16 protein-coding genes and 1 pseudogene are annotated in these 23,322 nt (G+C 58.9%); 3 read left to right on the forward strand and 14 right to left on the reverse strand.

The window, feature by feature from the left end; genetic code table 11:
- The 7 genes and pseudogenes from NCR98_RS33480 to edd all read right to left on the reverse strand — a co-directional run.
- A partial coding sequence (locus NCR98_RS33480) for an ESPR-type extended signal peptide-containing protein (protein ID WP_350029507.1) occupies positions 1–4,338 on the reverse strand: 4,338 nt, incomplete at its 3' end.
- 429 nt (positions 4,339–4,767) lie between these two features.
- Complete coding sequence (locus tag NCR98_RS11245; protein WP_250526235.1) at positions 4,768–5,895, reverse strand: DUF2827 domain-containing protein; 1,128 nt, start codon at positions 5,893–5,895, stop codon at positions 4,768–4,770.
- 46 nt (positions 5,896–5,941) lie between these two features.
- On the reverse strand, positions 5,942–7,093 hold the full coding sequence (locus tag NCR98_RS11250) for a DUF2827 domain-containing protein (protein WP_250526236.1): 1,152 nt from the start codon (positions 7,091–7,093) through the stop codon (positions 5,942–5,944).
- Complete coding sequence (locus NCR98_RS11255; protein WP_284503822.1) at positions 7,090–8,247, reverse strand: DUF2827 domain-containing protein; 1,158 nt, start codon at positions 8,245–8,247, stop codon at positions 7,090–7,092. Before NCR98_RS11255 ends, NCR98_RS11250 begins: the two co-directional genes overlap by 4 nt.
- A gap of 444 nt (positions 8,248–8,691) precedes the next feature.
- Positions 8,692–8,799: pseudogene (locus NCR98_RS11260) on the reverse strand (hypothetical protein); the annotation flags it as partial.
- Positions 8,800–9,881: 1,082 nt separating this feature from the next.
- Entirely contained in the window at positions 9,882–10,514 is a 633-nt protein-coding gene (eda, locus tag NCR98_RS11265) for a bifunctional 4-hydroxy-2-oxoglutarate aldolase/2-dehydro-3-deoxy-phosphogluconate aldolase (protein ID WP_250526237.1), read from the reverse strand.
- A gap of 85 nt (positions 10,515–10,599) precedes the next feature.
- A complete protein-coding gene (gene edd, locus NCR98_RS11270) occupies positions 10,600–12,489 on the reverse strand; it encodes a phosphogluconate dehydratase (protein ID WP_250526238.1) in 1,890 nt (629 codons plus the stop codon).
- A gap of 299 nt (positions 12,490–12,788) precedes the next feature.
- Between edd and NCR98_RS11275 the strand changes: the two genes are divergently transcribed.
- From NCR98_RS11275 to NCR98_RS11285, 3 genes are all read left to right on the forward strand, one after another.
- Positions 12,789–13,628, forward strand: coding sequence for a MurR/RpiR family transcriptional regulator (locus tag NCR98_RS11275; protein WP_244826223.1), 840 nt, complete (start codon positions 12,789–12,791; stop codon positions 13,626–13,628).
- Positions 13,629–13,965: 337 nt separating this feature from the next.
- Positions 13,966–15,270 carry a hypothetical protein gene (locus NCR98_RS11280; RefSeq protein ID WP_502799743.1) on the forward strand — a complete coding sequence of 435 codons (1,305 nt, stop codon included), beginning with the start codon at positions 13,966–13,968 and terminating at the stop codon, positions 15,268–15,270.
- Positions 15,267–15,590: a hypothetical protein gene (locus NCR98_RS11285; RefSeq protein WP_250526240.1), complete on the forward strand. Its 324-nt coding sequence runs from the start codon at positions 15,267–15,269 to the stop codon at positions 15,588–15,590. Before NCR98_RS11280 ends, NCR98_RS11285 begins: the two co-directional genes overlap by 4 nt.
- 13 nt (positions 15,591–15,603) lie before the next feature.
- Here NCR98_RS11285 and NCR98_RS11290 read toward each other — a convergent pair whose 3' ends face one another.
- The 7 genes from NCR98_RS11290 to NCR98_RS11320 form a co-directional block, all read right to left on the reverse strand.
- Positions 15,604–16,020: a CopD family protein gene (locus NCR98_RS11290; RefSeq protein WP_250526241.1), complete on the reverse strand. Its 417-nt coding sequence runs from the start codon at positions 16,018–16,020 to the stop codon at positions 15,604–15,606.
- 9 nt (positions 16,021–16,029) lie between these two features.
- On the reverse strand, positions 16,030–17,301 hold the full coding sequence (locus NCR98_RS11295) for a glutamate-5-semialdehyde dehydrogenase (RefSeq protein ID WP_250465734.1): 1,272 nt from the start codon (positions 17,299–17,301) through the stop codon (positions 16,030–16,032).
- A 127-nt stretch (positions 17,302–17,428) separates the two neighbouring features.
- Complete coding sequence (holA, locus tag NCR98_RS11300; RefSeq protein ID WP_250492717.1) at positions 17,429–18,529, reverse strand: DNA polymerase III subunit delta; 1,101 nt, start codon at positions 18,527–18,529, stop codon at positions 17,429–17,431.
- A gap of 22 nt (positions 18,530–18,551) precedes the next feature.
- Positions 18,552–19,103, reverse strand: coding sequence for an LPS-assembly lipoprotein LptE (locus tag NCR98_RS11305; RefSeq protein WP_244828112.1), 552 nt, complete (start codon positions 19,101–19,103; stop codon positions 18,552–18,554).
- A 53-nt stretch (positions 19,104–19,156) separates the two neighbouring features.
- A complete protein-coding gene (leuS, locus tag NCR98_RS11310) occupies positions 19,157–21,751 on the reverse strand; it encodes a leucine--tRNA ligase (RefSeq protein ID WP_250526242.1) in 2,595 nt (864 codons plus the stop codon).
- A 459-nt stretch (positions 21,752–22,210) separates the two neighbouring features.
- Positions 22,211–22,639 carry an ExbD/TolR family protein gene (locus tag NCR98_RS11315; protein ID WP_244826228.1) on the reverse strand — a complete coding sequence of 143 codons (429 nt, stop codon included), beginning with the start codon at positions 22,637–22,639 and terminating at the stop codon, positions 22,211–22,213.
- A 14-nt stretch (positions 22,640–22,653) separates the two neighbouring features.
- On the reverse strand, positions 22,654–23,319 hold the full coding sequence (locus NCR98_RS11320; protein WP_250526243.1) for a MotA/TolQ/ExbB proton channel family protein: 666 nt from the start codon (positions 23,317–23,319) through the stop codon (positions 22,654–22,656).
- Between the last annotated feature and the right edge of the window lie 3 nt (positions 23,320–23,322).

Consider the following 23,322-nt stretch of genomic DNA (forward strand, 5'->3'; position numbering starts at 1 on the left):
CAGCGAGTTCAGGCCCGTGGAGAGCGAGCTGATGCCGGTCGAGCTCGACGCCGACAACGAGTTGATGCTCGTGGAGGCCGACGTCGACAGCGAGTTCAGCCCCGTCGAGAGCGAGCTGATGCCCGTGGAGGTCGAGGACGACAGCGAGTTCAGACCTGTGGAGAGCGAACTCACGCCGCTGGAGAGCGAACTGACGCCTGTCGAGAGCGAACTGATGGCCGTGGAGGTCGAGGCCGACAGCGAGCTCATGCCCGTGGACAATGAGCTGATGCCCGTGGAGGTCGAAGCCGACAGCGAGCTCATGCCCGTCGACAATGAACTGATGCTCGTGGAGGTCGAAGCCGACAGCGAGTTCATGCCTGTCGACAATGAGCTGATGCCCGTGGAGGTCGACGCCGACAGCGAGCTCATGCCCGTGGAGAGCGAGCTGATGCCCGTGGAGCTCGAAGCCGACAGCGAGTTGATGGCCGTGGAGGTCGAGCTCGACAGCGAGTTCACGCCGGTGGACAGCGAGTTGATGCCAGTAGACGTCGAGGACGACAGCGAATTCAGCGCCGTGGACAGCGAGCTCATGCCCGTGGAGAGCGAGCTCACGCCCGTGGACAGCGAACTGATGCCAGTAGACGTCGAAGCCGACAGCGAGTTCACGCCGGTGGACAACGAGCTAATGCCGGTCGAAGTCGAAGCCGACAGCGAGTTCATCCCCGTCGACAACGAACTGACGCCTGTCGAAACCGAGGTGGACAGCGAGTCGAGACTTGTCGAGACAGAATTCACAACCGTCGAAGTTGACGCGGACAAGCTGCTTAGCGTGCTAGTCGTTGTACTCAAACCGGTGGAGAGAGAACTCACGCCCGTCGAGACCATTGTCGAAAGCGACGTAATGATGTCGATGCCCGAAGTCGACAACGCAGTGGACAACGAGGTGATGCCCGTCGACGCCGACGCTGAAAGCGAAGTCAACTGACCGAAGTTCACCGCGTCGAGCGAGCTCGTCCCAGCTGCCACGTTGGTGAGTTTGACCGCCGAGCCGCCTGCATTCAACGTCACCAGGGAATGCGTCGAATCGTCGTACATCACGGCATTGCCGACGACGGTCGACAGGCTCGTGACGTTGCTGTTCGTGGTGCTCAAGCCCGTCGAAAGCACGTTGACGGTGCTGTTGGTCGTGCTCAGACCGGTCGAAAGTATGCCAACCGTGCTCGACAACGAGGTAACGGAGCTATTGGTGGTACTCAACCCCGTCGACAGACTGTTGATCGAGCTATTGGCCGTGCTCAAGCCGGTCGACAGCGAGCTCACGCCCGTCGAAGTCGACGCCGAGAGCGAACTCACATTCGTGGAGAGAGAGCCAACGGTGCTGTTGGTGGTGCTCAGACCCGTGGAGAGGCTGCTCACCGCAGTGTTGGTGGTGCTCAAACCCGTCGACAGTGAAGTAACCGATGTGGACAGGCTATCCACCTTGCTGCTCGTCGTGCTCAGGCCCGTCGACAGACTATCGACCTTGCTGCCGGCTGTGCTCAGACCCGTCGACAGCGTGTTCACCGTGCTGTTGGTCGTGCTCAAACCCGTCGACAGCGAACTCACGCTCGTCGAAGCCGAGGCCGACAGCGTGCTCATGCCCGTCGACAAGCTGTTGACTGAACTGTTGGTCGTGCTCAGACCGGTCGACATGCTGTTCACGGCGCTATTCGTCGTGCTCAAACCCGTCGATAGGCTGCTGACCGCGCTGTTGGTCGTGCTCAAACCCGTCGACATCGAACTCACGCTCGTCGAAAGCGAACTCACTGCGCTCGTCGCTGTGCTGAGGCCGGTCGAGAGACTGTCGACCTTGCTGCTCGTCGTGCTCAAGCCGGTGGACAGGCTGCTAACCGCGATGTTCGTCGTGCTCAGGCCCGTGGAAAGGCTGCTGACCGCGCTATTGGTGCTGCTCAGGCCCGTCGACAGCGACGTGATGCCCGTGGATGCGGAAGCAGAAAGCGAATTCAGGTTTGTCGACAGCGAGCTAACTGTAGTGTTCGTTGAACTCAAACCCGTCGACAGACTGGTTACCGCGCTAGTCGTCGTGCTCAAGCCGGTCGACAAACTGCTCACCGCGCTATTCGTGGTGCTGAGACCAGTCGAGAAAGAGTTGACCGTGGTCGACATGCTCGTGACCGAGCTGTTAGCCGTGCTCAGGCCCGTGGAAAGGCTGTCCACGTTGCTGCTGACGGTGCTGACACCGGTCGAAAGGCTGTCGACGCGGCTGCCGGTGGTGCTCAAGCCCGTGGAGATACTGTTCACGCTGGTCGACATCGAGCTTACGGCGCTGTTTGCCGTGCTGACGCCGGTAGACAGACTGTTCACCGTGCTGTTGGTCGTGCTCAGGCCGGTCGAGAGGCTAGACACAGCGCTGGTCGTCGTGCTCAGACCTGACGATAGGCTAGTGACGGCGCTGTTGGTCGTGCTCAGGCCTGTGGAAAGCGAACTAATGCCGGTGGAAGTCGAAACGAAAAGCGAACTGAGGCCGGTGGACAGACTGCTGACCGAACTGACAACTGTACTTACGCCGGTTGAAAGCGAGTTGACGGTACCGGCGGTCGTGCTCAGGCCGGTGGAAAGGCTATCGACCTTGCTGTTCGCGGTGCTGACGCCCGTGGAAAGGCTGCTTACCTGGCTGTTGGTCGTGCTCAAGCCGGTAGAAAGCGAACTCACTGCACTATTGGTGGTGCTCAGTCCCGTCGACAGCGAACTAACGCCGGTCGATGTCGAGACGGACAACGAACTCAGGTTAGTTGAAAGCGTGTTGACAGTGCTGTTGGTGGTGCTCAAGCCGGTCGACAGGCTGTTCACCGAGCTGTTGGTGGTGCTCAGGCCGGTCGACAGGCTGCTTACCGCAGTGGTGGTCGTGCTGAGGCCAGTCGACAGGCTGTTGACATTGCTATTGGTCGTGCTCAGACTGGTCGACAGGCTGCTCACCGTAGCGGTCGTGGTACTCAGACCACTCGAAAGGCTCGTTACCAGGCTGGTCGTGGTACTCACGCCAATCGACAGCGAACTAACCGTACTGTTTGTCGTGCTCAGGCCGGTGGACAGGCTGCTTACAGCGCTGTTCGTTGTGCTCAAGCCAGTCGACAGGCTGCTCACAGCGCTGTTGGTCGTGCTGAGCCCAGTTGACAAACTGCTCACAGCAACGTTGGCGGTGCTTACGCCGGTCGACAAGCTATTTACGGCGCTTGTAGCTGTACTTAAGCCGGTCGACAAGCTGCTGACGTTACTGCTCACCGTAATCAACCCGGTTGACAAGCTGTTCGCGGAGCTGTTCACGGTGCTCAACCCGGTAGACAAGCTATCGATCTTGCTGCCTGTTGTGCTAAGCCCAGTGGAGAGAGAGGAAAATTGTGTCGACGCTGACGTAGAAACACTGCTCAAGCCAGTGGACGTCGACGTTGACAGCGAACTCAAACTTGTCGACAAGCTATTCACACGACTTGTCGTCGTGCTAACACCGGTGGACAGCGAACTTATGGCGGTTGATAAGGAAGATACAGAGGTTGACATGGAACCGACGCTAGTCGACGTGCTGCTCGAGACTGACGACCAAGCTGTCGAAATGGAACCCATGCCCGTGGACAGGCTGACGGAAGCTGAGCTCCATGCAGTTGACACCGAACTCATGCCCGTCGACAGACTGGTTGAAGCACTACCCCATGCAGTGGACAGCGAACTCATGCCCGTCGACATCGAACTAATATTAGTGGAGAGCGAGAGCGACGCCGAACTGACAACCGTCGAGAGCGAGTTCGATATGGTGAATAACTGGCCTCCATTGACAGCATCCGTGCTGCTAGCCGTGATCGCTCCGTTCGCCAAGTTAGTGATTGAGTGACCAGTCATGTCCAGATACTGGGTCATCTGAATTTTAGTTGCCGCGCCTATGGTGACGACGCCGCCTCCCAATGCCATGTAGGCTGTCGGCGAGGCATTGTCGTCCTGCAGCACGATTCCAGTGAAAGACGCGCCCAAATTCGCGAACGAGTTGTTTCCGCAACTGTTGCCTGAAACCGTCCCGGAACTGCTATTCGTGAAGCCATACCCCGATCCGTTAGTGCACGCGCCCATAGTGGGGACAGCCAAAGCAACGTTTGGTGCAACAAAATAGAGAGCTAACGACGCGCCCGCTCCGGCTGCCGCCTTCAATAGAAGAGATGGCGTCACAACCGTTTGCGACGTCTTTCCACTTTCGCGCGCTACGTTGTTTGCGGTTGTGCACGCCTTCCCACGCGACATTGTAGTTTCCGCAACCGCGACAAACGTTCCAACCTTTTCATTCCAAATACTGCGGTATGACTTATTCATAAACCGTATTGATCCACAAAAAACGACCGTCTTTCACAAAAAACACACGAAGGAAAACCTTCTAACTACGGCACAGAATATTCATGTGTTCGCCGTGTTAGAAGCGGACACCTCCTAAAATCCAGAAATCCAATTAACGGGCGACACTTTCCGCTGTGCCTCGCGCATTTAAGAAAAGTCGCATTGAATACAGCAGAACACAGCTGATGAAAGTTAGGCGCAAACCGCATTAGCCCAGCTAAAAGCGTTTGTGATAATCCGTTGGTTACTGAACAACAGCGGAGACCGGCGCGCGTCCCAATTTACTGAAGGGAAAGAATTCGATATCAATAAAAACGGTTTCCTAAGCTTCAGGAAACCGTGGTGCTCTAGCCAAGCGGTTTTGAAACCGCTGGCCGATTACAGTTGCGACTTAAGTAACGCTGAACCTCAACGTGCAGGTCTTTCCATTAACGAATTTAACAACTGTGTGTATGTTTTTGACAGTGCTTCATTTTCAGGCATGAAACGATTGATCGCTGATCTCTGAGCGTCTCGGTAAGCCATGTATTGGGCGTCGTGCACCTCGATGGCCTTAATTACTTGTTTTGCCCCCTCTTGCACGTTGTTGGCGTGGTAGTAGTAACCAATATCTGTGCACAGAGTGGCGTTGTGAACGAGCGGATATCCCTGCCAGCACACTTCCAAATAGAAGTAATTCAGAGGGTTTTCCCACTGATGAGAGATCACGATATCCGTGCGCTCGGCAAGAAACGTAGGAGTTTCGAAACGGCCCAGGAACACAGCCTTGGACTGTCTTACAATGTCGAGCTGATTCATCAACGAGATAAATTCTTTGCAATTTACTGCAAGATGCTGAGCGTTCGTGACCTGCAGCAGTTCAATACGGTCTGGCTGCTCGCGATAGGCAAGCTCACCAATCATCGTTGGATAAAGACAGAATTTGACAACGTTGATGTTCGGTTCCATCACGCTAAGTCGGCGCGGTCCGGTGCGAGGCCGGTATTCACCCGAGTTCGGCAATTTAGCGGTCCGCTCATTCAAAAAAATCGGACTCCAGATAAACGGCACAACCTGAGCGCTTTGTCTTCGCAAAACTTCGAAATACGCCTGACTAATATTGGCAACCTGCGGAATCATCCAGATATCGTCGTAGCGCTGATTGACGAACAGATTTTCACCAAAGCTCGGCTTGCCAAATATGACGGACTCCATTGCGTGCACATACTCGAAGCCGCAACAATAAGAAATCAGCCGTGCACCGCGCCGCTTGAGGTAGTCTGTCGCGGCCGGATCGATCTGGCCGCCGAGTTCTATCAATACGTCGACGTTGTCTTTCGCATCGTTGAAGGTGACAGTAGGCCAGCGCTTTAAATCCCAAGGCAATCTGTCCGTGATCGCCACATGCGTCGTATTGACCAGCACGACGCTTTCAACGTTCGGGCAATTTTTCAGCGCTTCCGCGAGGAAAACAGCATTCTGTTTAATGCCGTTGTTCCACAGCGTCTCGGCCTCATGATGCAGTCCGATCGTGATTCCAATACGCAACTTCTTCATCGCTCACTACTCCGCATCACAGTCACAGGCTTGCTGCCCGTAGTTGTCAGGTTCTTGCATAAACTGCTTCGATAGCTTGGGTATAAAGCCGTACGTTTTCTTCGTTTTCCGGATCCAGCGTCTTCAGAAACGTTTTCGCGCTAGCCTGGTAGCTGGCGAGGTTGTCGTCATGTACGGCGAACGCGCGACGCAAAGCCCTGCCGCCTTCTTCGCAGTCGAAGTCGTGATAACGATAACCGCAATTGCCGATCAAATGCGAGTTATGAATTAGCGGATAACCACCGTACAAGGCTTCGTAATAGACATAGTTCTGTGGGTTCTCCCATTGGTGGCTCACAACTGCATCAACCGATACTGGTACGATCTGCGCGAACGGATAACGCCCCTCAAAGAAGCCGAGCCCATGTTTGACAATGTTCAGGCTCTGCGCGAATCCTGCGAATCCTGGATGATCTTTGAGTTTGAACGTGTTGTATGCGTACATACGTTCAATCATGTCCGGATTCTCCCGATGCGCCATTTCACAGCAGAGCATGGGGATGTAACTCGTTTTCACCATGCAGACATTCGGCTCAAAGATTCCGATACGCCAGCGGCCACGGCCACGCTGATATCCAAACGTCTGGCCTTCCGGCAATTTCGCAACCTCGCGGTCGAGAACCACAGGACTCCAAAGGTGCGGCATCAGCTTCACGGGCGCACGGAAGAGCGTCTCGAAGTATGGCGCACAACTGCGCTCGTATTCCGGGAGCGTCCAAACCTCGTCATACGGCGCACCCGAGATAAGCAGCGCGTGTTGCAGGTTGAAGACCATTCGCTCGATGTCAATGACGTAGTCATTACCCACGCGCATCGTAACGATCTTTCCGCCGCCGTCTCGAAACTTGATCGACCATTCCTTATTGAGCTGCGCGCTCATCTCGATCATTACGTCGAGCTTCGTCATGGCTGTTTCCATGTCGATGAGCGGTGCCGGCGAATCGACCAAGAAACGCTTGGCGTCCTCCGGGCCACCATCGCCGCCGCCCGTCACCAAATAAGTGGCTTTTACGCGCGGAGAACGCTTAAGCAGCATGACGAGATACAGGCAGTTCTGGAAAATGCCGTTCTCCCAGAGCGACTGCTCGCCTTTTCGGATAAAAATGGAAACGCCGACATTCAACCGCTCCGGCATGCGGGGTTTTGTTTGCTTGTTCATACGCCGAGCTTCACAGTGCTGTGGTTGCAGAGGTGCAGCAACCGATTGGCAAAACTATCGAGATTTGCTTGTTGAAACGGATTGACTGAGTCGATTACACGCTGGGCTCGTGCGCGATAGTCAGCTAGCGATGCGTCGTGTTCGCGAGCAGCCAATAAGAGTTGCTGGCCGCCCTCTTGCGCGTTGAAATCCGGGTAGTAGTAGCCCGCGTCGAGCCAAGGCGAGTTGTGCACCAGCGGATAGCCGCCATACAAGACGTCAAGATAAAGATAGTTCTGGTCGTTTCCCCATTGATGAGAGACGACGGCATCTGCGTACTGCGCCATGAAGCCTGCAATGTCATTTCGACCGTGAAATGTTGCCTTGCTGTCTTTCACGATGTTAAGCGAATTCGCCATTTGCACGAGCGTCGGATGATCCTTCATGTGCAGCGAGTTGAGCACATGCATGTGCGACACGCTCGAAGGTACGGCTCGATAAGCTTCTTCGCATACCAACATCGGAATGCTCGACGTCTTCACAACTGAAATGTTCGGCTCGAACATTGCGACACGAAAGCCCTGCGCATGTGGTGGATCTTCCAATGAAGTTCCGCTCCGACGCTGATATCCGAAATGGAGTCCGTGTTCGCTTACTTCGGCAATGCGTTGTTCGAGAAACTGCGGATGCCAGATGAATGGCACGAGATGAACGTCGCAACGGTGGAGCGTACGCATCATGGGGATTGACAACCGATCTTTCGGCATCAACCAGATTTCGTCATAGCGGTCCGGCCGCATGACGTGAACCGGTTTATCGAAAACAGGCGCCTCAATGAGACCAACGTAGGGCTGCCCGCAGCAGTAATAAACCACCTTCTTGCCGCGTGCGCGCATGAGATCAAGCCACTGGGTATCCAGCGCGCCGCCCATCTCGAAAATCACATCGACAAGATTGGTTGCATCCGCTGCGCGCATGATGCGCACCCTTCTAGACGACAGATCGACTTGCGGCGGCATCGCGTTTTGATCGCCAACATCAATCAACGAAACGCTTTCTACGAACGGCAACCGTTGGAGAGCTTCCGCCAAGAAGATGACATTTTGCCCAAGCCCGTTCTGCCAGATGTTCTGTCCTTGATGCGTTACGACAGAAATTCCGATTCGGATTGTCATTAGTTGTTATCCCAGAAAAGACGAAGCGCATTTTCAGAAATTGAAACGCTGCGCTGTTGGCTTTGCGTTTGAGAGACTGCTGTGCCCAAAGACGCACGCGTTGCCATTTGCCAAACGCTGATGGGAAGCAGGAGAGACCGTAATCAAGCGTTTTTGCCGGGGGACAAAAAGCGGATTCCTTGGTCAAATATATAGAAGAACACCTGAAATTCCCAGTGAACCTGACGGTTTATGAGAGTCGTCCTATGACGGTGCCAGGGTTCTAGTCTGCCAACGCTGCAAGGCAGTCTGGCAGGCTAAAACGTCCGACCGCTTTCGGTGGAAAAGCTAAAAAGTGTCGGGGCGATTAGCTCGAAAGAGCGTGCGGGAGATCGGCGCAAGAAAGCGTCGCCACAGTTCGTAACGATGTCTCGCTTTGTATCACCGAAGCTCGTCTTGACGGCACGATCCCATGCCACGCCGCACTGCATCGATGTCCGTGCCCACCATGTCGGCACGATTCGCCAACTCGCTCATGAACAAGATACGCGTCGCAAGCATTGCATTAGCAGCGTTTTGGTTGCGACGAATGAAAATGCACGAATGCGCGCACCGACGCCAGCACAGTGCAATTCGGTGGCCTCTGTTATTCTGCTATAGCGTCGAGGTACGGTTCGAACCAATACATCGAGCCATGTGTACTTGTTCCACTTAGGAAGAAGCGAAGGCGCACTAAGTGTCGAATCGGGCCTATTTCGCTTCGCGTCGCACGTCGCTTGTTGCTTGCTGATCGCTGCTCGCTCGCAAGCGTCAGCAAATGTCGAGTCTTTCAGAAGCAGTTACTTCTGGTTCAGCATTCTGCGGTCAAGTTCGTTTCTCTGTCACCTGCTTTCAGCCATTCCAGTGCGGATACCAATGATTTTCTTCGTCTTAGCTCGCTCTTTTTATACTACTAAAATCGTTCATGTCCGTGGATCACGAATTCAATTATCCGACGGCGTATAGCGGAGAAAAATTCGCAGAATCTGTTTATTCAAAATCCACACCTGTCTCAGCCTGTTTTAATAAATTGGCGAACAGTATTGGTTCGAACCAAATCGCTCAACAAACGAAACCATCGGGGCGTTTCGCACGTTGAGTAGATTTCAATTTTTAAGATGCTCAAATTCAACTTAGAAGCATCGATTGAATTGTTAATTCACACATCGTCTGCATCTTGCCGTGATGCAGCCAGTGGTGCGGAGCCACTCAGCGACGGCTTGCTCGAGCCGTTGGTCTGACGGATAAGACTAAAAACGTCGACGACCAAGTGCTGAACTCTTACTCAACACGACACAACGCTTGACTCGTCAGTGTCAGCCGAAATTTGTTGAAGAACCCCCAAGCATTTTGAAGGATGAGCTCTTGGGTCCTACGTCACCGCCATCAAGGGTGTGTGCAGAACGGGCGTGACGCACAAAAGTAGAAGTCGATATTTCAAGCGTCACGTCGAAGATGCGGGCCGACAAGAACCGACTAGATCGGAAAAGGGCTCGATAAGCGAGTACCACCACGAAACGCGAGCTCGGCTCAGGGCACGTCACCTTCGTACAAAGGACGCGCCTCCAAGGACAAGCTCATGCGCGAGAGAAATCACACCTCTTTAGCCCAGCAACTCACCCCTGCGCCGCCAACTCCGTAGCCGCCCGCGCCAGCCTCGTAACCTCCTCCCAATTCTGCGCAGCCAGCGCAGCCTTCGGCGTCAACCAAGACCCGCCCACGCAAACCACATTCGGCTGCGCCAAGAAGCTCGTCGCCGTCTCGGCAGTAATCCCGCCCGTCGGACAGAACTTCAAATTCGGAAACGGCCCATGGAAAGCCTGCAGCATCGGAATTCCACCCGCCTGCTGCGCCGGGAAAAACTTCACGATTTCATATCCAAGTTCCATCGCCGTAATGATGTCGCTCGGGGTCATCACGCCAGGCAGCAATGGCAAGCCCGCATCTTGCGCAGCCTTATGCATGTCTCGCGTCAAGCCGGGTGACACACCGAATTGCGCACCCGCCTTCTTTGCCTGTGCACAATGCTCGGGTTTCGTGATCGTGCCGACGCCCACGACGATATCGTCCGCAAGCTGACTCGCCCGCTCGATTGCCGCGATACCCGCGGCCGTGCGCAACGTAATCTCCAACACCTTCACGCCGCCAGCATGCAGCGCGCGCGAGACGTGCTCGCCCTGCTCGACCGAATCGAAGGCAAGAACAGGAATGACAGGACCAAGACGGACGATTTCGCTTACCGTTTTCATGTGATACGACTCCTGGTGTTTGATGCGGCGCCGTTGTCTAACGGCCAAGCCGCGAGGTTTGTTTCAGGCAGCAACGGCCTTTGACTCAATGTGTCGCGTGCGCCTTCACGACATCGGGCGAGCGGTGCGACGGAGCAGACGCGGCGTCAAGCAGCGCGCCAAACACCGACGCGCCCTCTTCCGCCGGCAACGCCGCGTGACGGAACACGCCGAACAGCTCACGCCCGAAGCCCGCCTCGTTTTGCGCCTGATGCAGCGGCGCCTCCACTTCGCGCGCCGCCCATTCATCGGCATCGATATCGACGTCGAGCACACCCGACGGCGCATCGATCACGATCATATCGCCCGTGCGCACCTTGCCGATCGGACCATGCAACAACGCTTCAGGCGATATGTGGATTACCGCGGGCACCTTGCCCGATGCGCCCGACATGCGCCCATCGGTCACGAGCGCCACATGGAAGCCCTGATCCTGCAACACGCCGAGCAACGGCGTCAATCGATGCAACTCCGGCATGCCATTCGCGCGCGCGCCCTGAAAGCGCACGACCGCCACGAAATCGCGCTTGAGCTCGCCCCTGTCGAACGCCTCCTGCACTTCTTCCTGCGAATTGAACACGATAGCCGGCGCCTTCACCACGCGATGCTCAGGCGCAACCGCCGAGATCTTGATCACGCCCCGCCCGAGTTTGCCTTGCATGAGCCGCAAACCGCCATCCGGCTGAAACGGCTCGCCAATGCTACGCAGCACCTTGCTGTCATGACTTTCTTTAGCGCCGTCGACCCATTGGAGCTTGCCGTCGATGAGCTTCGGCTCCCTCGTGTAATGCGACAGCCCATGACCGACGACCGTCTGCACGTCCTCATGCAGCAAGCCGCCTTCGAGCAGATTGCGCACGAGGAACGCAACGCCGCCCGCCGCGTGAAAATGGTTCACATCGGCCTTGCCGTTCGGATAGATCTTCGCGAGTAACGGCACGACCTGCGACAGTTGATCGAAGTCGTTCCAGTCGATGATGATCCCCGCCGCGCGCGCGATCGCCACCAGATGCAGCGTGTGATTCGTGGAGCCGCCCGTCGCCAGCAACGCGACGATGCCGTTGATGATCGCTTTCTCATCGACGACGTGGCCAATCGGCGTGTAGTGGCCGCGTTCGAGCGTGATATCCAGTACGCGACGCGCGGCCTCGGCGGTAAGTGCATCGCGCAATGGCGTATGCGGATGCACGAACGCAGCGCTCGGCAGATGCAGGCCCATCACTTCCATCAGCATCTGATTGCTGTTCGCCGTGCCGTAAAACGTGCATGTGCCGTGACCGTGATAAGCCGCCGCTTCCGCTTCGAGCAATGCGTCGCGGTTGCATTTGCCCGTCGCGAACTCCTGACGAACCTTCGCTTTGTCGTCGTTGGTGAGGCCGCTCGTCATCGGACCGGCGGGCACGAAGATGGTCGGCAGATGTCCGAACTGCAGCGCGCCGATGGCGAGACCCGGCACGATCTTGTCGCATACGCCGAGGCACAAGGCGGCATCGAACATGTTGTGCGTGAGCGCCACGGCCGTGCTCATGGCGATGACTTCGCGCGAGAACAGCGACAACTCCATGCCGGCGTTGCCCTGCGTGATGCCGTCGCACATGGCCGGCACGCCGCCCGCGAATTGCGCAATACCGCCGTGCTGCTGAGCCGCCTGCTTGATGATGTCGGGGAAGCTCTTGTACGGCGCGTGCGCCGACAGCATTTCGTTATAAGAAGACACAATGCCGATGTTCGGCTCGCGCACCGCCTTGATCGCGAACTTTTCCTGCCCTTCGAGACCCGCGAAGCCGTGCGCGAGATTGGCGCACGACAACGCGCCGCGCGCCGGAAACTTGCCGCGCGCGGCGTCGATGCGCGTCAGATAAGCCGAACGAGTGGACTTGCTGCGTTCGATCACGCGGTCGGTGACCTTCTTGAGTTGCGAATGCGGGGAAACCATCGGAGCTCCTTTGTCTCACTCCCGGCGTGCTTGCCGTCGAGGTATTGGGTGGACGTCGCGAGGACTGGCAGCTATCTGATAATTTTGCGTCGTGCCGTGAAACGAAATGTTAGTAGAAAAACTACAAGCAGACAACTTGCGATCCGCCTTTATTTGTTAAGTGTTCGCGTATCTGGCGCTTTTACTGGCAGCGAACTCAGGGAAATCCCCTAAATCTACACATCAGATCGTGTAGTAAATGTACAAAGCAGCGATCAGCTATAGTCGCAGGCAATTTTCCAGCATAGGCGAGATTCCCGATGTTGCTGTCCCAAGTCGAGGCGATGCGAGAACAATTGCGCCCTTCGGAGCGCAAGCTGGCCGACTACGTGCTCGAAGCGCCGCGCGAGGTACTCGACTTGTCGATGACCGATTTTGCGGCGCGGGCAGGCGTCAGTCAGCCGACGATCGCGCGCTTCTGTCAGGCGTTGGGCTTTTCCGGCTTTCGCGAGTTCAAGATTCGTCTTGCTCAAAGCGTGGCAGGGGACGTTCCCACGGTTTATCGCGATGTCCGCAGCGACGAGCCGCCTGCGGGCGTTGCCGCGAAGGTTCTGGACCGCACCATCGGCGCGCTGATCCAGGTGCGCAACAGCTTGTCGTCGGACAGCGTCGCCGCCGCGATTGGCGTGCTGGCCAACGCGCGTCGCATCGAGTTCTATGGCGCGGGCGGATCGGGCATCGCGGCGCTGGATATGCAGCACAAGTTCTTCCGCCTCGGCGTGCCGTCGGTTGCGTATTCGGACCCGCATACCTATACGACTTCGGCGGCGCTGCTCGGACCCGGCGATGTCGTCGTCGCCATTTCCAATACTGGCCGCACAAAAGACATTCTCGACGCGTGCAAATCGGCAATGGATCGCGGCGCGAGCGTGATCGCTATCACGCATGGCAATTCGCCGCTCGCGCGCATGGCGAATATCGGGCTTTTCGCGAATGTCGACGAAGACACGGATATTTTCTCGCCGATGACTTCCCGCGTATCGCACTTGGCCATCGGCGATATTCTCGCGGTCGGCATGGCGTTGGCACGTGGCCCTGAGTTGGCTGCGCGTCTTGCCGAGGCCAAGGATGTGCTGGAACGAAGACGCGTCGACCTTTGATCGACGCAGCACATCGGCCGCGAATGTGACAGTTGGTTCAATCGGCTTACTTTGCCAGTATGATCATTTAGTATGAGCTTCAGCGATTAAGTGATCAGTAGAGCAAATGGAAACCAGCGGCGTATTTTCACTTGAACGTTTCGAGTCCTGTATCAATGGCGAAGACTTCGATGAAGCTCTCGCCCTGTTCGGCAAGTTCTCGGAACGGTTGGCAAGATTTCCGTATATGAATCTGGCCGACCTCATGTCCCGCGGCGACGCCCGAGCGTTCGCCAACAGATCCGAGTCGGACGAGCATTTCGCCAGCCGCGTTTGTCATGCTTTAGGAAGCATGCTCGTGAATCCGCGATTCACCTGGACCGACGTTCGTTTGCAATCGTTGCAAGCGCAGCGTTCGCTCATCTGGAGCATCGCGGCCGCCACGTCGCCCGGTCATACCGACCATTTCGTGCGTGAGTTGCTTGCTCGCCGCCAAGGCAATGCCGACGCATCCACTCTTTCTGCCGACACCGCTCGACGCCTGAGCATTCTGTACAGCCCGGAATCACGCATCGACCTCGATATCGCGCAACTTTGGAACGCCGACCGCGCTTCGGCGTTGAGTCTTGCCATCGGTATCGGAGGAGAACAATTCGGCGGCAGCGCGGTTGCGTGTGCACGACGCATCCGCTTGCTCGAATGGCTGACCGGCTCCATCGACAAACTGAATGAGTCGCCGCCGCTCGATCTGACGAGTCTCTGGGCGCTGTATATGCATTGCACTTACACCGAGGGAGACCGCCATGCCGTGAAACAAGGCATCAACGGTCTCGTGCGCCTGGGTCTTGCGAATTTCGGGCTGACCGATCTCGATACGACCAAGCCACCACCCGAGCGCGAACGGAACGCACGTCCGCTCATGCTGGTCGTCGCGGAAAGTTTCAACAGCGGGCATTCGATCGTGCGAACGCATTCCGCAACGCTCGCTGCGGCAAGACGTTGCTTCGAAACAGTCGCGTTCTGCGCACCTCGCTCTATCGACGATGCGGGTCGTCGGGTATTCGATCGAACTATCGATCTCCCGGAAGGCGCCAACGTGCTCGACCAAGTCCGCCTCATTCGCGACTTCGCGCAAACGGAGCTCCCAAGCGTGCTGTACATGCCGAGCGTGGGCATGTCGGTACTGACCATTTTCTTGTCGAACATCCGCGTCGCGCCGCTGCAAATTGCGGCGCTCGGGCACCCGGCGACGACACATTCGGACCGCATCGACTACGTCAGTGTCGAAGATGATTATGTCGGCGACCCGGCTTGCTTCAGCGAAGAACTCATGCGGCTGCCGACGGACGGACAGCCTTATATCGCATCGAGTTTATTGAGCGCGGTTCCGGCCCGCACGCCGGTTGGCAAGAACCACACTGACATTGCCATCGCCGCGACGCCGATGAAGCTCAATCCGTCCTTCTTCACTGCCTGCAGGGCAATCGTGCAGCGGGCAGAGCCGCAAGTGCATCTGCATTTCATTGCAAGCGGCAGCAAGGTGTTCACCTTGATGCACCTGAATCGCGTGCTGACCGAGTATCTTCCTTCCGGCTCATTCACGATTCACGGATTCTTGCCCTACGAGGAATACGCCGAACAGCTCGCCAACATGGACATGTGAGCCCCTTTCCCTTCGGCAATACAAACGGAATCGTGGATGCCTTCACCGTCGGCTTGCCCGGTATCTGCAAAACGGGACCGGAAGTGTTCGAGCATATCGACGGCGCGATGTTCGCACGCGCGTCCATGCCGGAATGGATGGTCGCCACGACTGTGGACGACTACGTTGAGGCTGCTGTTCGGTTGGCGAATAACCGGGATGAGAGAGAAGCGCTACGCGCGTGGATGCTTGAAACGAAAGTCGTGCAACGCTTCTTCGAGGGACGGCCGGAAGTATTCGGCGAAATGGCGCTCGCGCTACTTGAACAGCGCGACGCGTGAAAATGGCAAGCAGCTAAAAAGGCTTGACCACGACAAGCAACGTCGCGCCTAAAAGACCCAGCACCGGCAATTCATTGAACATCCGATACCACTTATCCGACCGCTTATTCTCGCCACGTTGAAACGTGTGCAGCAAGCGCCCGCAATAAGCGTGATAAACGATGATCAGCGCAACGACGGAGAGCTTCGCATGCAGCCAGCCCTGCCCCGCGCCAATGCCTACCACGAGCCACAACCAAAGCCCGCACGCCAGGGCGGGCACCGCGATGAACGTCATGAAGCGAAACAGCTTGCGCGCCATGAGCAGCAAGCGAGCGGTTGCAGCCGCGTCCTTCTCCATCGCGAGATTCACGAAAATGCGCGGCAGATAGAAAAGCCCCGCGAACCACGACGCGACCAGCACGATATGCAGCGATTTGATCCAGAGCATCGCGTGACCTTACTGACGCACTTCGCCGCGCCCGAGCACGACGTATTTCAGTGAGGTCAGCCCTTCCAGCCCGACAGGTCCGCGCGCGTGCAGCTTGTCGTTCGAGATGCCGATTTCCGCGCCGAGACCGAATTCAAAGCCATCGGCGAAACGGGTCGATGCGTTGACCATCACGCTCGCCGAATCGACCTCGCGCAAAAAGCGCATGGCGCGGTCGTGGTCTTCGGTGACGATGGCATCCGTATGATGCGAGCCGTAGATGTTGATGTGCTCGATCGCTTCATCGAGGTCCTCGACGACCTTGATCGCCAGAACCGGCGCGAGGTATTCGGTGGTCCAGTCGACCTCGGTGGCATCGACGAGCGAACCCACATTCGCCGCTTCGAGCACGGCGCGCGCAAGTCCGTCCACACGCAGTTCGACATCCTTCGCCTGAAACGCGCGCGCGAGCGCCGGCAGTGCCTCATGCGCGATGCCCCGCGCAACGAGCAGCGTTTCCATCGTGTTGCAGGTGCCGTAGCGATGCGTCTTCGCGTTGTCGCAGATCACCGCAGCCTTGGCGAGATCCGCGCGGTCATCGACATAAACGTGGCAGATGCCGTCGAGATGCTTGATCATGGGCACGCGCGCTTCTTCCATGAGCCGCGCGATGAGGCTCTTGCCGCCGCGCGGCACGATCACGTCGACGAACTCCGTCATGGTGATAAGCTTGCCGACCGCCGCGCGATCCGCCGTCTCGACGACCTGCACCGCATCTTGCGGCAAGCCGGCCGTTTCGAGGCCTTTGGCGATGAGCTTTGCAAGCGCCGTGTTGCATTCCAGCGCCTCGGAACCGCCGCGCAAAATGGTGGCGTTGCCCGACTTGAGGCACAGCGCGGCCGCGTCGATCGTCACGTTCGGCCGCGATTCATAAATGATGCCGATCACGCCAAGCGGCACGCGCATCTGCCCGACCTGAATGCCGCTCGGCCGATACTTGAGCCCGCTGATTTCACCGATGGGATCGGCCAGCGCCGCGACCTGTTGCAAGCCTTCGACCATCGTGTCGAGCGCCTTGTCCGACAGCGTCAGACGGTCGATGAACGCTGCGTCGTGACCCTTCTCGCGCGCGCGGGCGAGATCGCGGGCATTCGCCGCTTTGAGTGCTTCGCGTTCCTCGGCAATAGCGAGCGCCACCGCATGCAGCGCCGCGTTCCTGGCCGCCGTCGATGCCCGCGCCATGGCACGCGACGCCTTGCGCGCGCGCCGGCCAAGGTCGGCCATGTAGTGATCGATGTTCATCATGTGTCTCTTTGCGGGCCGCAGGCGTCCGCAATGTCTGGATATCGCGCTTCGTCCGAACAACGGCGAGCACTGAAAAAATCATTCTAAGCGGTTAAGCGTATTGCAACAGCGCCCGCTCAAGCGTCTAGCGACGCACTCGCGCCGGTGGCGCAACGGCGGCGGCATGCGCGGCCTTGCTGGAATGCGCGACAGCCATGGCTAGCTCGAACATGCCGGCCCAGGGATCGGGCGGCGGTTCGCTGCCGCGCTTGCCCGTGCTCCCGGACAGCCCCTTCACCTGCCGATCCAGCCGCGCCGCCAGCGAAAGCGCCTTCTCCAGCGCTTCCTCGGTCACGCGCGAGAGCGCCGGGCCGATCAACCGTTCGCGCGGACCCCAGACGCGGTTCTCGCGCATGAGCGTGGCGAGCGGTTTGCCCGATGCCACGCCGCGCTTGATACGCAGCAGCGTACGCACCTCTTCGACCAGCGCCCATAGCACAAGCACGGCGGCTTCGCCTTCGCCCTTCAGACCGTCGAGCATGCGCGCGAGCCGGCCGATATCGCCGGTCAACATGGCCTCGTTGAGCTTGAAGACGTCGTAGCGCGCGACGTTCAGCACGGCATCGTGAATCTGCTCGAAACTCAATACGCCTTGCGGATACAACAGCCCCAGCTTCTGGATTTCCTGATGCGCCGCGAGCAGATTGCCCTCCACGCGTTCGGCGATGAACAGAAGCGCTCGCCGCCCTTCTTCGCCTGGCGCCACACGCTGGCCTTGCAAAGAAAGCCGCTGACCGACCCACATGGGCAATTGCGCGCGTTCCACTGGATCGATTTTCAGCGCGACGCCCGCGCCGATCAGCGCCGTGAACCACGCGGACTTCTGCGTCGCGCCATCGAGACGCGGCAAGGTGACGAGCGCGAGGATGTCGGGGTTATTGGCGGCGGCGAGCGTCTTCAACGCTTCCGCGCCTTCCTTGCCCGGCTTGCCCGTGGGAATGCGCAACTCGATCAGTTGCCGGTCGCCGAAGAGCGACATCGACTGCGTCGCGCCGATCAACCCGCTCCAGTCGAAACCGCGCTCGACGGTAAACACCGTACGGTCCGTGAAACCCGCCGCGCGCGCCGCGGCTCGGATGCGGTCGCACGCTTCCTGCGCGAGCAGGTGCTCGTCGCCATAAACGACGTACAGACCCTTCGGACCTTTCGCGAGGTGCGCTTCGAGCGCGTCGAGCTTCAACTGCATGATGGTCGATGAGCGCGCGCGATCAAAGCGGCGGCGTCGGCAACGGCGCGCGTGGCGCGATGCCCGGCGTCTGCTCGCTCGGCGCCGGATGCAGCGAACGCACGACGGCAAGCCGGCGCGTCAACTGATCGACGGCGTCGTTACGCATGTCGTTGTAGAGCAGCGTCGCTTCCTGCGATTTCGCGAGCGTGTACTGGTCGCTGTAGGTCATTGCGCGATTCAGCGCGATGACGCTAGGCGGAATCAACAACGTGCCGTCGGCGCCGAGCAGCGAATACGTCAGTCGGAAATCGAGCTCGTATTCCTGCACCACGCCCTGCGAATTCAGACTCAGCGTGCCCATGCCCGTGCCCTCGGACAGCGACAAAGTGGCGTCCGGCTTCTCGCCCGCCTTGACGATGACCGTATCGCTGCCGCCCTGCACCATGCGTTCGAGCCGCGCGACCATTTGCGGCGTGCCGCCCGAAATGGAGAGCCGCTTGAACGCGTAGTCCTGCTGTCCGCGCAACTGGAAGCCGCACGCGGATACGGCGAGCGCGCCCCCAAGCAGCGCCAGAAACGAACGCCTGCCCATGCCGGTTGCCTCGACTCGTTTTCCGGTCACATCCACTCCCTTGGCGCTCATCATCAGACGACCACGTTGACGAGGCGTCCCGGCACCACGACGACCTTCTTCGGCGCACGCCCTTCGGCAAACTTCTCGAACATCTCGTGCGCGATCGCGGCCTTTTCGATGTCTTCGCGCGATGCGTCCTTCGCGACCGTCAGCGCGCCACGCACCTTGCCGTTGACTTGCAACACGAGTTCGATCTCCGATTGTTCGAGCGCGGCTTCGTCGACCTTCGGCCACGGCGCATCGAGCAGCGGACCGAAGCTATCGGCGTAACCGAGTTCCGACCACAACTGAAACGTGACGTGCGGCACGACCGGATACAGCACGCGCAACAGCACGCTGAAGGTTTCGTTGAGCACGCCTTCGCTCGACTGCTTCGCGCCTTCGAGCGCGTTAAGCATCTTCATCGCGGCCGAAACGACCGTGTTGTACTGCAGGCGGCCGTAGTCGAAGTCGGCTTGCTTGAGCACCGTATAGATTTCGCGGCGCAGCGCGCGATCGGCATCGTTGAGTTTCGATGCATCGAGCTTCGCGTGCTGACGCAGTGCTTCAGCGTTGTCGTGTCCGAAATGCCACACGCGGCGCAGGAACCGGCTCGCGCCTTCCACGCCCGCGCCCGACCATTCGAGCGATTGCTCCGGCGGCGCGGCGAACATAACGAAAAGACGCGCCGTATCCGCACCGTATTGGTCGATGAGCGTCTGCGGGTCCACGCCGTTGTTCTTCGACTTCGACATCTTCTCGACGCCGCCGAGCACGACCGGCTGACCGTCCGCGTTCGAGGTCGCGCCCGTGGGACGGCCCTTGTCGTCGTGCGTGACGGTGACATCCAGCGGGTTGTACCAGGTCTTCTTGCCCGCCGCGTCTTCGCGATAGAACGTCTCGTTGAGCACCATGCCCTGCGTGAGCAGATTCTTCGCGGGTTCGCCGAACTTCACGAGGCCCATGTCGCGCATGACCTTGGTCCAGAAGCGCGAGTACAGCAAGTGCAGAATGGCGTGCTCGATACCGCCGATGTACTGGTCCATCGGCATCCAGTAATCGGTGCGTTCGTCGACCATGGTCTTGGCGTCCGGCGCGCTGTAGCGCGAGAAGTACCAGGAAGAATCGACGAAGGTGTCCATCGTGTCGGTCTCGCGCTTCGCCGCCGCGCCGCATTTCGGGCACGCGCAATTCAGGAACGCTTCGGACTTCGCGAGCGGATTGCCCGTGCCGTCCGGCACGAGGTCTTCCGGCAGCACGACCGGCAAGTCTTTTTCCGGCACCGGCACGTCGCCGCAACTCGGGCAATGGATGATCGGAATCGGCGTGCCCCAGTAGCGCTGACGCGAAATGCCCCAGTCGCGCAGACGCCAGGTGATCTGCTTGTCGCCGAAGTCTTTCGCTTTCAAGTCGGCGGCGATCGCGTTGATGGCTTCCTCGGTCGTCATGCCGTCGTACTTGCCGCTGTCGACGAGACGCCCGGCGGTTTTGTCGCCATACCATTCCTGCCAGGCATCGGTCGAATACGTCTTGCCTTCGACGGCGATGACCTGCTTGATCGGCAAGCCGTATTTCTTCGCGAACACGAAATCGCGCTCGTCGTGCGAGGGCACGCCCATTACCGCGCCTTCGCCGTAGGACATCAGCACGTAGTTGCCGATCCACACTTCGACCTGTTCGCCCGTCAGCGGATGCGTGACGAAGAAACCGGTGGGCATGCCCTTCTTTTCCATGGTGGCGACATCGGCTTCCGCCACGCCGCCGCGCTTGCATTCCTCGATGAACGCCTGCAAGTCCGCGTTGTCGCGGGCAAGGCGCGTGGCGAGCGGATGCTCCGCAGCAATCGCCGCGAAGGTGACGCCCATGATGGTGTCGGCGCGCGTGGTGAACACGCGCAGCAGCTTCGCCTCGCCATCGATCTCATACGGGAAACCGAAATTCACGCCGAAGCTCTTGCCGATCCAGTTCTGCTGCATGATCTTGACGCGCTCGGGCCAGCCGAGGCCTTCGAGATCGTCGAGCAACTGGTCCGCATAGTCGGTGATGCGCAGGTAGTACATCGGAATTTCGCGCTTCTCGACGAGCGCGCCCGAGCGCCAGCCGCGCCCGTCGATGACTTGCTCGTTCGCGAGCACGGTTTGATCGACCGGGTCCCAGTTCACCGTGCCGGTTTTCTTGTACGCGATGCCCTTTTCCAGCATCTTGAGAAACAGCCACTGGTTCCACTTGTAGTACTCGGGCGAGCAGGTGGCGACTTCGCGCGACCAGTCGATGGCGAGACCCATCGACTGCATCTGCTTCTTCATGTACGCGATGTTGTCGTAGGTCCACTTTGCCGGCGGCACGTTGTTCGCCATGGCCGCGTTTTCGGCGGGCATGCCGAACGCGTCCCAGCCCATGGGCATGAGCGTGTTGTGACCGTTCATGCGCAGATAACGGTACATCACGTCGTTGATGGTGTAGTTGCGCACGTGCCCCATGTGCAGCTTGCCCGACGGATACGGCAGCATCGAGACGCAATAGAACTTGGGCTTGGTCGACGTCTCGGTCGTCCGGTAGACGTCGTTCGCGCGCCAGTTGCTCTGCGCGGCGGATTCGACGTCGGCGGGTACGTATTTATCGTGCATGGTGTGGTGGCTTTACGCAAATGCTGGGAACGGACCTCGGACGCGCTTTGCGGCGTGTCGGTCTGGATTGGCGCTGCGCCCGGTGTTTCGTCCTGCTGCTGACGAGCAACGCAAAGCACGGGCAAAGGGCGATTATACCGTCGTGTCAACTTGCTCAGGCGATGGCGGCAGGCTTCGAGATGCGTGTGCAGGGCTTTCTGGCGGAGGCGGCGAGGTGCTTGGCGCCGATGCAAAGCTTCGAGCGCCCGCCGGTGAGAAGTCAAACGCCGCCAAGTAAGCCGATCGAGCGACATACGCGCAATGCAAGCTTGATCGAGGAGCGCATTGGGATTGTGCCGCGCTTCGCGTCTCCCGTCGCTGCAAAGCTCAAGTGTACGAAGCGGGAAGATACATTTGACCGGCATGTTGAAGTTGCATCCCGCCCGGCGCCGCCAACCGCCGCAAAACTAAAGGACGCGCCTACCGCGCCGGTTGCCCGACCGCTTGCGTAACGAACCCAATCCGCTCCAACCCCGCCTGCTGCGCCGCGCCCATTACCTGCGCGATGACCTCGTAGCGCGTCGCGCTCGACGCCCGCAAATGCACTTCGGGCTTTTGCGCGGCCTTGGCGGCATCCGCGAAACGCGCGCGCATGTCGTTCATGCTGATGGGCGCGTCGTTCCAATAGAGCTTGCCCGCATCGTCGATGGAAAGCGTGATGGTCTGCGGCGTCTCGCGCGCCGGCTGCGACGCGACTTTCGGCAGATCGAGCCGGATCGCATGCGTGAAAAGTGGCGCGGTGATGATAAAGATGACGAGCAGAACGAGCATGACGTCGATGAGCGGCGTCATGTTGATGTCCGCCATCGGCGCGTTATTGGGCTTTTTGTCGAGTCCGCCGAACGCCATCGCCTCGCGCTCCCCTACTTGCCTTCACCGCACACGAACGCGTGCAGATCGTGCGCGAAGCCGTCGAGTTCCTCGGAAATCTGCCGCACGTAGCGCCCGAGCACGTTGTAGGCGAGCACCGCCGGAATGGCCACGACGAGCCCGAAGGCCGTCATGATAAGCGCCTCGCCAACCGGACCGGCGACGGTTTCGATCATTGCCTGTCCGCTCGCCGCAATGCTGGTCAGCGCGTGATAAATGCCCCACACGGTCCCGAGCAGCCCGACGAACGGCGCCGTGCTGCCCACCGACGCCAGCAGAACCTGCCCGAACTCCAGCCGCCGCTGTGAATTCAGCAACGCTTGCCGCAACGCGCGCAGCACGCGTTCGCTGCGTTCCACGCGCGCGAGCAACGCGCCCGGCATCTCGGCTTCCGACGCACGCCACGCAGCCTCGGCGAGCGGCAGATATACGCGCTCGCGATCGACTGCACGCAAGGCGCCGATGCCATCCTTGAGCGTCGCCGCCTGCCAGAACCGCTGCACCCCGCGCGGCCCCTGACGCTTCGCGCGCGTGAGCACCCACGCCTTTACCAGCAGAAAACACCAGCTCGCGAACGACATGGCGAGCAGCACGCCCGCAATCGCATGCGTGACCGCATCGCCGCTTTGAAGATAATGAATGACGCCTGTGGCCGCCATGAA

It is taken from the genome of Caballeronia sp. GAWG2-1 (assembly GCF_023631405.1).
In the GTDB taxonomy this organism is placed as follows: Bacteria; Pseudomonadota; Gammaproteobacteria; order Burkholderiales; family Burkholderiaceae; genus Caballeronia.

Bases quoted from the DNA above. Each gene is read 5' to 3' on its own strand.
- NCR98_RS11245 (WP_250526235.1), bottom strand. From the start codon at position 5,895: ATGAAGAAGTTGCGTATTGGAATCACGATCGGACTGCATCATGAGGCC.
- NCR98_RS11250 (WP_250526236.1), bottom strand. From the start codon at position 7,093: ATGAACAAGCAAACAAAACCCCGCATGCCGGAGCGGTTGAATGTCGGC.
- NCR98_RS11255 (WP_284503822.1), bottom strand. From the start codon at position 8,247: ATGACAATCCGAATCGGAATTTCTGTCGTAACGCATCAAGGACAGAAC.
- eda (WP_250526237.1), bottom strand. From the start codon at position 10,514: ATGAAAACGGTAAGCGAAATCGTCCGTCTTGGTCCTGTCATTCCTGTT.
- edd (WP_250526238.1), bottom strand. From the start codon at position 12,489: ATGGTTTCCCCGCATTCGCAACTCAAGAAGGTCACCGACCGCGTGATC.
- NCR98_RS11275 (WP_244826223.1), top strand. From the start codon at position 12,789: ATGTTGCTGTCCCAAGTCGAGGCGATGCGAGAACAATTGCGCCCTTCG.
- NCR98_RS11290 (WP_250526241.1), bottom strand. From the start codon at position 16,020: ATGCTCTGGATCAAATCGCTGCATATCGTGCTGGTCGCGTCGTGGTTC.
- NCR98_RS11295 (WP_250465734.1), bottom strand. From the start codon at position 17,301: ATGAACATCGATCACTACATGGCCGACCTTGGCCGGCGCGCGCGCAAG.
- holA (WP_250492717.1), bottom strand. From the start codon at position 18,529: ATGCAGTTGAAGCTCGACGCGCTCGAAGCGCACCTCGCGAAAGGTCCG.
- NCR98_RS11305 (WP_244828112.1), bottom strand. From the start codon at position 19,103: ATGGGCAGGCGTTCGTTTCTGGCGCTGCTTGGGGGCGCGCTCGCCGTA.
- leuS (WP_250526242.1), bottom strand. From the start codon at position 21,751: ATGCACGATAAATACGTACCCGCCGACGTCGAATCCGCCGCGCAGAGC.
- NCR98_RS11315 (WP_244826228.1), bottom strand. From the start codon at position 22,639: ATGGCGTTCGGCGGACTCGACAAAAAGCCCAATAACGCGCCGATGGCG.
- NCR98_RS11320 (WP_250526243.1), bottom strand. From the start codon at position 23,319: ATGGCGGCCACAGGCGTCATTCATTATCTTCAAAGCGGCGATGCGGTC.